This is a genomic window from Gammaproteobacteria bacterium (genome assembly GCA_022450155.1).
Classification (GTDB): domain Bacteria; phylum Pseudomonadota; class Gammaproteobacteria; order Arenicellales; family UBA868; genus REDSEA-S09-B13.
Window position 1 is genome coordinate 165,185 of record JAKUQR010000001.1, and the last position, 13,036, is coordinate 178,220.

Consider the following 13,036-nt stretch of genomic DNA (forward strand, 5'->3'; position numbering starts at 1 on the left):
TTTACTGACTCCAGGCCTTGCGCAGATCCAGATCTTGAATTTTCTGTCTGAGAACCAACTGTTGATTTCGGTCATCAGCCTGCTGCAACAAGTCGAGATAAACCATCCGAGCGTCGACCAACAAGCCGGCCTGTGTGAGCTGTACAGCCGCCTTGAATTGAGCACTCTGATTCCACCGCGATGCCGTGGCAGCACTGGTATCGACCACCGCCGAACGCAGGAACAAGTCCGCACTTCGCACATGTTTATTCAGAGCAGCGTGGGATTCGGCCATCCAGAAAAGCAGTTCCTGCCGCTGGCGGGGCGTCTGGACCAGATTGGCGGCCTGCGCAAACCCCTTCAATGCCAGTGCGTGTTTGCCAATAGTCTGAAGATCAAAAAACACTTGCATGACACGGTCTAGCATTCCTTCCGACAGCTGATCGCTCCCCGAAAGCCAATCCACCACTGCGATCAACCCATCATCTGCCTGCCCTGCAAATATCTGGATTCGTGACCGTCGGAGCACCCATTCTCCTTCGTTCATGTTTGGAGGCGGTGCACGCATCCTGCCCGAGAGACGGGAGGCCAGCGCATAGCGCCGGTTCTGTACCGCTTCCTGAGCCAGGGTCTGTAGAAGATCATCCTCGATCTGACTCTCTGATCCCATCGGGGCAGCATCTCCATACAAGAGCAGCACCAACGGCGATAATTTTGCTTCAATCAGAGACTCCACCAGAGAACGCGTCAGGATCCCGACTGCATCTTCCTCGATGCCCGAACGCAGCATGGTCACCAGCAACGCCCGCTGTCCCTCCAGCCCAACACCCGCACCCTCTACGGCATTGATCCAGGAACCCGGGTCCTGTGACACATAGGGGATCGCCGGGAGAATCTCCGCAGCGAGTCTGTCATAGGCAGTCAACAACTGGACCCGTGTCGGTGGCAGCATAGGAGCTTCTATCGTCACACCGGGCACCAACAACCATTCCAGTGCTTTAACCCTAGACGACCAGTCCTTTGCCAGCAACGCGGCTTCCGCCACTATCCCCCAATAGAAGTGTGCATCTACCCTGACGTTCGGCTGTTCTGCCGATAGGCCGAGGCGAGTCAGCACGTCGTCTGCGGTATAGGAACCCTCCCTGAGTCGCGCGATGAAACGCAATCGCTCGGCTTTTGCCCCTTGCTGACCAATCAGATAGCGTAAAGCCTCCCCCGGTCGACCGGACTCCAGCAATATCGTGGCCCTCAACTCCCCCCAGCTCGCTTCATCTGGATAGTACTCGGCCTGAAATCGGCTGCAGGCCGCATCCGCATCTTGAAACAGTTTTTCGGTTCGGTAAGCATCGATCATCAACCGCCTAGCTGTCATCGCGATCTGGTTGTCAGGCTCGCTGTCAACCCACATCGCACGCAGCACTGACCGTGCACGCCTCGGATCACCCTGATCAATGTGCACACCGGCGATGTCGACATAGACCCGGGCCTTAAGCGCGCCATCGAGCCTCGACAACGCGGTTTGAAGACGTGACAGCAACATCGTGGAGTGACCCGCCGCCCTCAGTGCCAACCACAACTCCTGCTCCCACTCCAGCCAATCAGATTTGTGCTCGATTTCTATTTCCTTCAGCAGAGCCAGGGCAAGGCCCGACGCGCCAGCCTGCCGGAGCATGCGGATCCGGGCCAGCGTAGTCGATGTGTCTACCGGTAAAAACTCGGGGGCAGTGGTACCAGGCTCCGGCAACAGACTCTGCTGGACCGAAATCTGAGTCCTGAAACCAATATCTAGTTGCGGCAACCACAAACGCGTGTCGTCAGCTGCCTGGCGCAGGTAGAGCGGAAGCGATACCGGTGGATTAGTCGGGTCAGACAGGACGTTAGGTGACATGGCATACAGCAACACTGCAGCAGCCATGCCGGACAACAGATTTTGCCACCTGTTGAACAGGCATCCGATCAGTAACTTAAACAACCTGCACATACGGTGGGGGACCGCAGCATGGCCACTGCGCGAAGTCATCCGCGGACCCACTCCGGCAGCTGGGGGCCATATCACAACCTGGCCGGACAATGCGACCAGCGTTGGAGGATGTATCAGGAGATCTTTTCTTTGATCCGGGCAGATTTTCCCGTACGGCCGCGCAGATAATACAACTTGGCTCGTCTAACATCGCCGCGTCGGCGTACTTCGATCGAATCCACCATCGGGCTATGGGTCTGGAAAACACGCTCTACACCCTCACCATAGGATATCTTGCGAACCGTGAACGATGAGTTTAGCCCTCTGTTCTTTTTTGCGATGACAACGCCTTCAAAGGCCTGCAGACGTTCTCTGTTCGCTTCTTTGACTTTTACCTGGACGCGAACAGTATCACCCACCGCAAATTCCGGTAGGTCGGTTTTCAGTTGTTCCTGCTCTAGTTCTTTAATCAGGTTGGTCATTTGAACTCTCCCGTTCTTCTCGCTCGCGTTTGTACTGTTCGAGCAACTGATGCTCTTCCTTGTTCAGTTTCCTCTTGGCCATCAAGTCTGGCCTGCGCATCCAGGTTCGTCCCAGTGCCTGCTTCAGTCGCCAGCGACGGACCTCGTCATGGTTACCACTCAGCAGCACCGGCGGTACGTTATAACCACGATACGCTTGCGGCTTGGTGTACTGCGGCCAGTCAAGCAGGCCATCACTGAATGAATCAGCCGCTGCCGAACCTTCGTTACCCAGCACACCTGGCAAATACCTGACCAGCGCCTCTATCAACACCATCGCTGGCAACTCACCCCCTGCAACCACATAGTCTCCGATCGAGATTTCCTCATCGACCTCAGTCTCAATCAGACGCTCATCAATACCCTCATATCGTCCGCTTAACAGTACCAGCGAACTTTCATCCGCCAGCGCTTTAACACGCGCCTGATCCAGCTTACCACCTTGTGGAGACAAGTGCAGTACCTTGCCGCCACCCGCCGCGCGAACCGCTGTCAATGCGCGACGCAGCGGTTCGATCATCATTACCATGCCGGGTCCCCCGCCATAAGGCCGGTCATCTACCCGGCGATAGTTATCGTCGGTAAATTCCCTCGGGTCCCACAGGGCCAACTCAAGCGAACCTGATTCCAGGGCCCGTCGGGTCATTCCCCAGCAGCGTACTGCATCGAACATACCGGGAAATATAGTGACGACGTCGAGTCGCATCGTCCTGCCACCCTACCGGCTCCAACAGGCGCCGGTCAGTAATCCTTTTCCCAATCGACCTGAATTCGACCCCTATTCAGATCGACCTCTGCGACCACCCCCGGTGTATAGGGCACTAGTCGTTCCTGCTCTCCCTTCAACACCAATACATCGTTAGCACCTGTCTCGAGCAGCCGGTCTACCTTTCCCAGGCTCTCACCACTTAAGTTGACAACCTCCAGACCTTCGAGCTGATACCAGTAATATTCTCCAGACTCGAGTTTACTGAATCGATCTGCCGCTACAGCAATATCCACATCCACCAGTTCCGTCGCCTGGGCTCGATCGTCATAACCCTTCAGATGACAGACAACACCTTTCTGGTGAAGACGACCCTCGACCACTGTTCGCGCCATCCAGCCCTGGTCCTGTTTCAACAACCACGTGTCGTATTGCAGGATGTCGCCAACCCGACTGGAATAATCTTGAACCCTAACCCAGCCTTTGACTCCAAAGACGCCACGGATTCGGCCCACCATCACTGTGCCGTCCTGCTCATGGTTCACTGAGTTACACCGTACACCGGCCCGGGCGCCGGCAGTGCGCATATCAAGCAGCAGCGTTGCGCTTGACCTGTTTAAGAATATTCGCAACCCGTTCTGACGGCTGCGCACCCTGACTGATCCAGTAGTCTGCCCGCTCCGTATCGATACGCAATGATTCTTCCGATTCAACAGCCATGGGGTTAACAAACCCGATCCGCTCAATAAATCGTCCGCGCGGCTGACGTCGCTGATCTGACACTACGATCGAATAGAAAGGTCTTTTCTTCGATCCGCCTCGAGCGAGCCGTATCTTAACCATCCAGATTCTCCACTATGTGCTTCAAAAACCGGCGGATTTTAGCATAACTCCGAGTCAACTACCGGGGCAAAAACCAAAAATCAACGTCCAAAAGGCGACATTCCCGGCACGCCGCCTTTCATCTGACTCATCATTTTCGCCAGGCCCCCCTTTCCCTTTGCTTTTTTCATCATTTTCTGCATTTGCGTGAATTGCTTCAGCAGTCGATTAACGTCTTGCACCTGGGTGCCCGATCCACCCGCAATCCGCCGTCGCCTCGATCCTTTGATCAGCGCGGGAAACAGCCGCTCTCTGGCAGTCATCGAATTGATGATGGCGATAGTCCGCCGAGTTTCACTGTCGTTAACTCGGTTTTTCACATGTTCCGGCAGATCCGTCATTCCAGGCAGCTTATCAAGCATCCCGGCCAGACCTCCCATCTGCTCCATCTGAACCAACTGATCTTTAAAATCTTCGAAGTCGAAGCCCTTACCCTTCTTGAGCTTGGCTGCGATTTTCTCAGCCTGCTTTCGGTCTACCTTTCGCTCGACCTCTTCAACCAAGGTCAATACGTCACCCATTCCGAGGATTCGAGAAGCAACTCGGTCTGGATGAAAGGCCTCCAGCGCCTCGACACTCTCTCCTGTGCCCAGAAACTTGATGGGTTTACCCGTGACTTCACGTATGGATAAGGCTGCACCGCCACGGGCATCTCCATCGGTTTTTGTCAGAACGATCCCTGTGAGCTCGAGTACCTGGTCAAAAGAGCGGGCACTGTTGACCGCATCTTGTCCGGTCATACTGTCGACCACGAACAGTGTTTCGACAGGTGATACTTCGTTGTGGATTCGACCGATCTCCGTCATCATCTCTTCATCTACGTGCAAACGGCCAGCAGTATCAATGATGACTACATCCATCACTTGCGTGGTTGCATGGGCGACAGCACCGCGTGCGATTTCCAGAGCACCGTCCCCGTCACCAAAATAGGCAACACCGACCTCCTCAGACAATCTGCGTAACTGTTCCATCGCCGCAGGCCGGTAAACATCGACACTGCTGAGAAGCACATTTTTGTTCTCTCGGTCTTTAAGCAGCCGTGCCAGCTTGGCAGCAGTCGTTGTTTTACCTGCACCCTGGAGTCCCACCATTAGAACCACCGCCGGCGGGCGAGCTGCGAGGTTTAACGCATCATTTCGTGAGCCCATTAACTCAACAAGCTCATCGTAAACCACCCTGACAACAGCCTGCCCAGGTGTGAGGCTCTCCAGCACTTTTTCTCCCACAGCCCGCTGCTGCACCCTCTCTAAAAAGGACTTGACGACCGGCAAAGCAACATCCGCTTCCAACAGTGCCAGGCGGACTTCGCGCAGTGCCTGGCTGATGTTATCCTCCGACAGCCGGCCGCGACCGCGCAGACCACGAAAGGTTTCTTTGAGACGATCCCCGAGTTGATTAAACATTGAGTTCTGTTCTCCTTGAGTGCGAGATTAATGACTCAGAAGCTATTTCCGAATTCGGGCTTCCTAAACTGCCCTTGCGATTCTACACTCTGTCTTCATTCCTACTCGATCGAATCCAGCATCTGACTGTGTATCTGACCAAAGGAAAAGCAACTTGACAGATAGTCTCAATATTCTGGCGGTAATCGCCTATGTGGCTGCAACAGCGCTGACGATTCGATGGATGGGGCTGGCCCAAACTCAAGGCAAGTCCGATCTGAAGGCACTTCGCCTAGTCCTCGCCGTCGGGCTTTTGCTGCACGGCAGCGCTCTGGTTACGATTCTGGGCGCCGGTGATTCTCCAAATCTCGCTCTGGGCACTACCTTGTCCAGTGTTGCCTGGCTCATCGTGGTGTTGTTTATTGTCAGCAGTCTTCGCGCACCACTCACCTCACTAGGCATTCTGATCCTGCCGACCGCCGCAATTGCTGTGCTAGTCGGGTGGCTCTACCCCGGTGCATCGCATGCGCCGGCATTGGGCAGTATCGCTGCAAAAACCCATCTGTTGATTGCCGGATTGTCCTATGGGCTGCTGAGCCTGGCAGTTGCACAGTCGATCCTGTTGTTTTATCTGGACCGGTTGATCCGGAATAAGCATCCCGCGGGCTTCTGGCTGAGCCTCCCTCCCATGGAGACCATGGAACTGATTCTGTTCCGACTGATCTTCAGTGGCTTCATCCTGCTTACAGTCACCCTTATCAGCGGTGCGGTGTTTTCTGATCACTTGTTTGGACAACCGTTTGTATTTAATCATCACGTCACCCTGGCCGTTTTAGGCTGGTTGAGCTTTGCCGTACTGCTCGGTGGTCGCTGGCTCTTCGGCTGGCGCGGACGCACAGCAGTTAACTGGACTCTGGCAGGTTTTGTTATTCTGGTTCTGGGTTATTTCGGAACCCGCTTCATACTCGAAGTTTTGTTATCTGACTGAACATCTTCTCTGATGACTGATGGTGTTAAAGCATCCTCGCTGGCTGTGCGCCCGAACGACATCCACCGATTCTGGTTCCAGGACTGCCTGACGTGTCCACAGGAACTTGAGAACCGTAAAACCGACTGGTTTGGAGGTGGCAAGTCATTCGACGACACAATCCGGCGCGCCTACTGCGATCTACCTGACCGGGCGCTCAACGACGAGTTCGACCACTGGCAAAAAGATCCACTGTCCGTCATCTCCCTCATCCTGATCCTCGATCAGTTTCCACGCAATATGTATCGCGGAACCGCACGCTCATTTGCTTATGACGACAAAGCCAGGCTGGTGGCACAGGCTGCGATAGATCTCGGTATAGACGGCAAAGTCCACCCACTGGAAGCGACCTTTATTTATCTGCCGTTTGAACACTCCGAAGATCCCAGGGACCAGGTGACTTCGGTTGGACTTTTCGAACGATTGGCTCAGACTGCGCCGACTGAGTTCAGGGAACATCTGGAATCGGCAGTCGAGTATGCACGCAAGCATCAGGATATCCTCTCCAGATTCAGTCGATTTCCTCACCGGAACCAGGCACTGGGTCGCTCGACGACGGCCGCCGAACAAGCATACCTGAACAGCGGTGGCGATACTTTCGGGGTGCCCCAAAAATAAATCAACTCAGCTGAACACTGACCAAACACAAAAGGATCGAATGACACCAACAGACGAATGAACGCCGCAATAAAAATCTTCCTGTTCTTGATTACAGTCCTTGCCGGCCAGGTCTTTATGCCATGGTCTGCGCATGGCGGTGAACGTTTCATCGTGGTTGCATCCACGACGTCTACCGACAATTCTGGTCTCTACAACTTTCTGCTACCTCACTTTCGTGAACAAACCGGTATTGCGGTTCGGGTTGTTGCGGTGGGCACGGGCCAGGCGTTCCGTATCGCCCAAAACGGCGACGCTGATGTCCTTCTCGTGCATCATCGCCCCTCGGAAGACCAGTTCGTTTCAAAAGGATATGGCGTGGCCCGGCATGATCTGATGTACAACGACTATGTCCTCGTTGGCCCTCGCGATGACCCGGCGTCCATCCTTTCCGCTTCCAATGTTATTGGCGCCGTTCAACGCATCGCAACCAACAAGAGCTTATTTGTTTCTCGAGGCGATGACAGTGGCACCCACAAAAAAGAACTGGAAATCTGGAACCAAAGTGGTATTGATACCTCTAAAGTAGGCAACGGCTGGTACCGGGAAACAGGCCGCGGTATGGGGGGTACTTTGAATATGGCGAGCGCGCTGGACGCTTATACACTGAGCGACCGTGCAACCTGGCTCAAATTCGGCAACAAAGGACAGCTCGATATTCTCTTCCAGGGTGACCCGCCGTTGTTTAACCCATACGGCATCATCCTGGTAAACCTCGAAATACATCCTCACATCAAGTCCCGCGACGGCCAGACTTTTATCGACTGGATGCTCTCAGAGACCGGACAGACACTGATTGCTAACTACCGAATCCTGGGCCAGCAGGCATTCTTCCCAACTGCCAGACCTTAAATTCTACGATTGGCATAAAACAGTTGATCACGACTCACTCATCAGATATTCGGACGATTCGAGCCAGGTCGGATCGATGTCGACGCCCCAGCCCGGCTTGTCCGGCACCTCCACATGGCCGTCCTCAACAGAAAACGGTGACTCGATAAACAAACCATCCTGCCAGGGATAATATTCCGGACCTTCAATCGAAAACTCCAGGTACTTTCCCGCATTCTCGATCGTTCGTAAAAGATGCATGGTGAAGAGTGTCACCATAGACAGATTCGCGCAATGCGGTGTACAGGGCATCCCGGCTGCTGCTGCCATGCGCGCAACTTCCAGGGTGCGCACCATACCCCCCAGATAGCACACATCGGGCTGTACGATATCAACAGCACGCATGTCGATCATTCTCCGCCAGGTCGGTATTTCGCAGTCCTGTTCACCGCCTGTCACATCCAGGCTGAGCGCCTGGGTGACCGCCTGCGTCTGCTCCAGTTCCCAGTATGGGCAGGGTTCCTCAAAATGCTCGACACCGTACTGTTCGAGCATCTTCCCCACTTCAATCGCCCTGGCTGGAGCAAAGCCACTGTTGGCATCGACCAGCAATGCGACATCGTCGCCCAGTCCTTTCCTAACTGCCGGCACGATCGCTTCAGTCCGACCAGGCCATTCATCGATGTCCCGCCCACATTCAGCACCCACTCTGAACTTAAACGCCGTATATCCGTATTCTTGTCGTAATCCACAAAGGCGTTCGGTCTCAGCTTCCGGCTTGATATCACGCCGCATGCTCGAGCCGTAAACACGCAACTTTCCAGGTGAACCCCCCAATAACTCGCACACGCTCTTGCCCTGGTCACGCCCACCTAAGTCCCACAATGCGGTATCAAGCCCTGCCAATGCCCGTCGCAGATAGGAGCCTGGAAACTTGTGCTCTCTGAGCGGAATGAGGTCTACCAGTCTTTGGATGTCGGTGCACGGTTCGCCTAACACCCAGGGCGCGATCTGTCGGTGAACAACCCGGGCCGTGATATCGGCATTGTAGGGCGCGACCTGACCCCAGCCGTAAGCACCATCCTCAGCTGTGACCTTGACGAAAGCCAGATATTCGCGACTGAAAGTTTCTATGCGTGTAATTTTGGCGCTCGGCATAACTAAACCCGTTAAAAGAAAGACAGCTTTTCAGGAATCAAAGACAATCACGTTACGCAAGGCCTGACCCTCTTTTACTGCTGTTATCGCATCATTAATCCCTTCAAGGGGGTAACACTCTGACACCAGTTCGTCGAGTTTCAGACTGCCTTCCAGATAGTGATCGACCAGACGGGGGATATCGGTATCAAGGTGCGTCTGCCCCATCTTGCTACCGACAAGTTGAATCGCGTCGTTGGCTAGATTGAGTGTTTCAAATTGAGCTGTAACGCCTTCGGCGGTCATGCCTACCAGAACCACCATGCCAGCCCGGCGCACCAGTGTCAGCGCCTGTTCGACTGCAGCGGCGCTACCCGCAGCAACGAACACATAGTCTGCACCTCGACCTTCGGTCAACTGCCCAATCTTGTCGTTGATGTCATCGTTTGCAGGATTTATCCCGTGGGTGGCACCCAGCTGCAGGGCGGCCTGAATCTTCTCGTCCACCAGGTCAACCGCAATGTTGACTTGACTGCCACAGATCGCCGCACCCTGTATGCAGTTCAAACCGATACCACCTGTGCCGATAGTCACCACCGAGCTCCCGGGGACAACACGGGCGACATTCGCGACAGCACCGAAACCGGTGACCACACCACACGACAGCAGAGCGGCGCTGGTCATCGGCACTGACGTGGGAATACCCAGAACCTGGGATTCGTGGACCACAACCTGTTCGGCAAATGCACCGGTGCGCAAACCGTGGCCGAGGGCGTGACCATATTGGTCTTGCAGCGGCGAAGCCGTGTCCAGAGGAAATATCGTTTCACAGAGACTGTGGTGATCCCTTGAACAGTAGTAACAGTCACCACAAGATCGCAGCAGTGTAACCACCACGGTGTCACCCACCGCTACACGTGTTACCCCGTTACCGGCTTGTTCCACGATACCTGCGGCCTCATGTCCAAATACAGCAGGCAGCGCACCGCCCCACCCTCCATCCATGTAGGTGATATCGCTATGACAAATTGCACAGGCGCTCAGTTTGACCCTGACCTCATGGGATCCTGGATCGGCAAGGTCAACCTCCTCCACAGACAAAAGTGCCCCGAATTCCCGACAGACTGCTGCTTTCATATGACCGCCCTAGATTTTGACACGACCAGGATGAACGATAGGCATTGGTTCGCCATCTAACCCAACACAGAAAAACTGCTTTCCGGATTAATCTCCCGCAACCGTGACATCGTTGAAGTGTCCAGCACATGATCGACATTGCCCAGCGCAAACTGCAGGGGGACCTGGTCATGATCGTTACCGGATTCGCAATAGTCAATCAGCGCGCTCATGAGCTGTCCCGCGACCGGCGCATTCTTGAACTGGTTACCACTGGTCCCGCAAGCCATATAGAAACCGTCTACAGCACTGCGGTCATAAATCGGCAACCAGTCCTCAGTAACGTCATACAGATCGACCACACCGCGCATCCGGCTTGGGATCGCAAGCTCCGGGATTCGTTGTCCCAACCGCAATGCCTGCGTTGTCCATTGATCGGTGAAATCTCGACTGAATTCATCCGCGTCTACCCAGTCGTGCGGGTCACATTCAGGATCCTCACTGCCCACCAGAATGTGATTTCCGGTTTCAGGCCGGTAATAGACACCGATGTCATTGTCAGAGACCACAAAGCCCTGGTTTTCAAAATCAAAGCCCTTCGGTGAGGGTATGTGGGCGACTTCCTGCCGCAGCGCGCGCGTCGTGATTCTCATGTCGTTGTCTGCTGATGCCAGCTTGTTTATTTTCGACGAATGTGGCCCGGCAACGTTAACCACGATGGGCGTACTGAACTGCGACCCATCACGCAGTGTGACGCCCTGTATCCGGCCGCTTTTTACAAGAATCGAGGTGACTTCAGAGTTGAACCTAAAGGCCGCACCGTTTGCTTCCGCTGCCCGCTGAAGATTGTGAGCCGACAGTTGGGGATCTGTTACATAGCCCGCCGTGGGAAAAAACACAGCCCCATCAAGCACGCCGCCGGTCGGCAGCCCAAATTCCTCATTACCCGTTGGCTTGGCAGGTGCAAAACATTTCAGATCGTAGATCGGCAACACCTGTTTGATTTTTTTGTCATCCCATAACTCGTAAGGGATACCGAGGGCTTCTATATTTTGAATAATCTTTTCGAGATAGCCGTTGCCCTTAGTTTTCATCACCAGGCAACCGGTTTCCCGAAACCGGGCTAATCCCGAGTCATCCTCTATACCGACATAGTCTGCCCAGTTTTTCCAAACAAAATAGCCATCATAGGCAAATGCGGTGCCGTCCAGAGTCGAATAATGCACCCGAATGACAGCACAGCTGGCGGATGTAGAACCGTATCCGGACGTCGGCAATGCATCAACATTCAGTGTTTTGAGCCCTCGTTTTGCCAGTTCAAATGCTGTGGCACAACCGATAACACCCGCACCGATGATAATTGCATCATAGAATTCGTTTGACCTCATTCTTCAGATCCCCGCAGCTTCCCACATCGCTATTCCCGATCGCGCGAGCACCTGGCCACCTAATCCCGGGGCACTGCATGTTCCATGCACCTGAAATAAAGCGTGGTAGCACTGCGCCATAGCTTGACGATTCATAAAATCACTTTGCCCAAGTTGGGTGATCAGTTGGCTACCGTACCCAGCCGCGATACCTCACCGGTAATGTAGTTGTGAACCTTGAAAGCTCCCAACGGTGTACCCAGATAGCCATCCACTTTCCAAAGATTGTCAGTAATTAAATCAGTGGGAGAAAAATTTTCACTGTCATACAGTGGATCATCGCCGCCATGCGTGTGATAACTGGCTGTCGCCACCGTACCGGAAGGCACGCGGTTAGGAGAGCCGATATTAACCGAATTCACAGTACCCTGAACCGGGTTGAGTGCGCTAAAGGTCGCATCGATGTTGCGATAGATCCAGCTTCCGTATTCGATGTTTTCACTAACCGAAGTTGGATTGATGTCATTCAACGCATTCCAGGCTGCATCATTTTGTCCCGACCACCGACTTACGCTATCAGCGCCCGCGTCACCGGAACTGGCGATCAACGCGACTGCGACTGCGGCCACACCAAGCATCGCCACTTCGCGTACACCATCGCTTGAACCATCTCTTAAGCCAGCAGTAAGTGCCGGCATGGGCGCACGGCCAAAACTACCCCGCAAAGTCAGCATGACCCGCTCAGAGTTCGACCCTGAAAAACGCAGGCTTCGCCCCTGATGAAACTCAAGTTCCAGCTTAGCTCGAGGATAGTCGCTGAAGGCAAAAGGCAGCATCAGGTTCACCTGTCGATCATGGGCGGACCCCGCTTCGATCTGCCGTACCGTCAGTGTGATACCGCGCATCTTCGCCCGGATGTCGGCGGCATAGGCAGCCACACCGTCTTCTCGTTCTATGCGAAAAATGCTGCTGAAAAACACGTCTGTCGAAAACCGGCCGTACCAGCTGTGGCGGTCACCCAAACCCGAGCTGGCAATTCGGGCGCCGCCCAGGTCGACGTCGACCAGCACACCGCTGTACCGTAGGCCACCGCCCTGAAAATCCACAGGAAGTTCACCAGAGGGATGAAACAAACGAGAATCAACGCCAGCGTAGTGGTCAGACAGCACCGACAGATGCGAGCCCTGGCCTGCAAAGGTCAGCCCAGAGAGTCTGCGGCGTGCCATTGTCAGTCCGAACACCTGGGCCTGCTCTGCAAGTCCCAACACCGAGGTGGCCGCACGCTGACCCATTACAGGCTGGGTCATCCACCAGCCCGCAGTGGACATTTCATCGCCCGCAGCCCGACCTGCTGAGCTAAGGACCATGCAACCCACCACGGCAAGCGTACACAGCCAGCCTATCCACGGAGTTTTAACAGCCATGCTGCCTCCGCAACACCCGTGACGTTTCGATGTTTATCGACATACCC

The 13,036-nt window shown here is 54.6% G+C and carries 13 protein-coding genes; 3 read left to right on the forward strand and 10 right to left on the reverse strand.

Features of this window, described 5'->3' with window-relative positions:
• Position 1: 1 nt before the first annotated feature.
• The 6 genes from MK323_00750 to ffh form a co-directional block, all read right to left on the reverse strand.
• Complete coding sequence (locus MK323_00750; GenBank protein ID MCH2480696.1) at positions 2–1,999, reverse strand: hypothetical protein; 1,998 nt, start codon at positions 1,997–1,999, stop codon at positions 2–4.
• Positions 2,000–2,073: 74 nt separating this feature from the next.
• Positions 2,074–2,421, reverse strand: coding sequence for a 50S ribosomal protein L19 (gene rplS, locus MK323_00755; GenBank protein ID MCH2480697.1), 348 nt, complete (start codon positions 2,419–2,421; stop codon positions 2,074–2,076).
• Positions 2,405–3,166, reverse strand: coding sequence for a tRNA (guanosine(37)-N1)-methyltransferase TrmD (gene trmD / locus MK323_00760; GenBank protein ID MCH2480698.1), 762 nt, complete (start codon positions 3,164–3,166; stop codon positions 2,405–2,407). Before trmD ends, rplS begins: the two co-directional genes overlap by 17 nt.
• Positions 3,167–3,201: 35 nt before the next feature.
• The gene (gene rimM, locus MK323_00765) at positions 3,202–3,753 is read right to left on the reverse strand and encodes a ribosome maturation factor RimM (protein MCH2480699.1); all 552 of its coding nucleotides are present in this window, start codon (positions 3,751–3,753) and stop codon (positions 3,202–3,204) included.
• A gap of 1 nt (position 3,754) precedes the next feature.
• Positions 3,755–4,009: a 30S ribosomal protein S16 gene (gene rpsP, locus MK323_00770; GenBank protein MCH2480700.1), complete on the reverse strand. Its 255-nt coding sequence runs from the start codon at positions 4,007–4,009 to the stop codon at positions 3,755–3,757.
• An 80-nt stretch (positions 4,010–4,089) separates the two neighbouring features.
• Entirely contained in the window at positions 4,090–5,451 is a 1,362-nt protein-coding gene (ffh, locus tag MK323_00775) for a signal recognition particle protein (protein ID MCH2480701.1), read from the reverse strand.
• A gap of 154 nt (positions 5,452–5,605) precedes the next feature.
• On the opposite strand from ffh, the gene ccsA reads away from it, so the two are divergent.
• The 3 genes from ccsA to MK323_00790 are packed head-to-tail and all read left to right on the forward strand — an operon-like array spanning position 5,606 to position 7,966.
• On the forward strand, positions 5,606–6,418 hold the full coding sequence (gene ccsA / locus MK323_00780) for a cytochrome c biogenesis protein CcsA (GenBank protein MCH2480702.1): 813 nt from the start codon (positions 5,606–5,608) through the stop codon (positions 6,416–6,418).
• A gap of 12 nt (positions 6,419–6,430) precedes the next feature.
• A complete protein-coding gene (locus MK323_00785) occupies positions 6,431–7,075 on the forward strand; it encodes a DUF924 domain-containing protein (protein MCH2480703.1) in 645 nt (214 codons plus the stop codon).
• A 57-nt stretch (positions 7,076–7,132) separates the two neighbouring features.
• Positions 7,133–7,966 (forward strand): substrate-binding domain-containing protein, encoded by an 834-nt coding sequence (locus MK323_00790; protein MCH2480704.1) that lies wholly within the window; start codon positions 7,133–7,135, stop codon positions 7,964–7,966.
• A 27-nt stretch (positions 7,967–7,993) separates the two neighbouring features.
• On the opposite strand, the gene MK323_00795 is transcribed toward MK323_00790, so the two are convergent.
• From MK323_00795 to MK323_00810, 4 genes are all read right to left on the reverse strand, one after another.
• A complete protein-coding gene (locus tag MK323_00795) occupies positions 7,994–9,103 on the reverse strand; it encodes a mandelate racemase/muconate lactonizing enzyme family protein (protein MCH2480705.1) in 1,110 nt (369 codons plus the stop codon).
• Positions 9,104–9,133: 30 nt separating this feature from the next.
• Positions 9,134–10,219 (reverse strand): Zn-dependent alcohol dehydrogenase, encoded by a 1,086-nt coding sequence (locus tag MK323_00800; protein ID MCH2480706.1) that lies wholly within the window; start codon positions 10,217–10,219, stop codon positions 9,134–9,136.
• A gap of 56 nt (positions 10,220–10,275) precedes the next feature.
• Positions 10,276–11,586, reverse strand: a complete 1,311-nt coding sequence (locus MK323_00805) for an FAD-binding oxidoreductase (GenBank protein ID MCH2480707.1) — start codon at positions 11,584–11,586, stop codon at positions 10,276–10,278.
• A gap of 161 nt (positions 11,587–11,747) precedes the next feature.
• Positions 11,748–12,989, reverse strand: a complete 1,242-nt coding sequence (locus tag MK323_00810) for a DUF4329 domain-containing protein (GenBank protein ID MCH2480708.1) — start codon at positions 12,987–12,989, stop codon at positions 11,748–11,750.
• Positions 12,990–13,036 lie beyond the last annotated feature (47 nt).

Excerpts from the sequence above, each read along its gene's own strand:
- MK323_00750 (MCH2480696.1), bottom strand. The coding sequence starts at position 1,999 with ATGACTTCGCGCAGTGGCCATGCTGCGGTCCCCCACCGTATGTGCAGG.
- rplS (MCH2480697.1), bottom strand. The coding sequence starts at position 2,421 with ATGACCAACCTGATTAAAGAACTAGAGCAGGAACAACTGAAAACCGAC.
- trmD (MCH2480698.1), bottom strand. The coding sequence starts at position 3,166 with ATGCGACTCGACGTCGTCACTATATTTCCCGGTATGTTCGATGCAGTA.
- rimM (MCH2480699.1), bottom strand. The coding sequence starts at position 3,753 with ATGCGCACTGCCGGCGCCCGGGCCGGTGTACGGTGTAACTCAGTGAAC.
- rpsP (MCH2480700.1), bottom strand. The coding sequence starts at position 4,009 with ATGGTTAAGATACGGCTCGCTCGAGGCGGATCGAAGAAAAGACCTTTC.
- ffh (MCH2480701.1), bottom strand. The coding sequence starts at position 5,451 with ATGTTTAATCAACTCGGGGATCGTCTCAAAGAAACCTTTCGTGGTCTG.
- MK323_00785 (MCH2480703.1), top strand. The coding sequence starts at position 6,431 with ATGACTGATGGTGTTAAAGCATCCTCGCTGGCTGTGCGCCCGAACGAC.
- MK323_00790 (MCH2480704.1), top strand. The coding sequence starts at position 7,133 with ATGAACGCCGCAATAAAAATCTTCCTGTTCTTGATTACAGTCCTTGCC.
- MK323_00795 (MCH2480705.1), bottom strand. The coding sequence starts at position 9,103 with ATGCCGAGCGCCAAAATTACACGCATAGAAACTTTCAGTCGCGAATAT.
- MK323_00800 (MCH2480706.1), bottom strand. The coding sequence starts at position 10,219 with ATGAAAGCAGCAGTCTGTCGGGAATTCGGGGCACTTTTGTCTGTGGAG.
- MK323_00805 (MCH2480707.1), bottom strand. The coding sequence starts at position 11,586 with ATGAGGTCAAACGAATTCTATGATGCAATTATCATCGGTGCGGGTGTT.
- MK323_00810 (MCH2480708.1), bottom strand. The coding sequence starts at position 12,989 with ATGGCTGTTAAAACTCCGTGGATAGGCTGGCTGTGTACGCTTGCCGTG.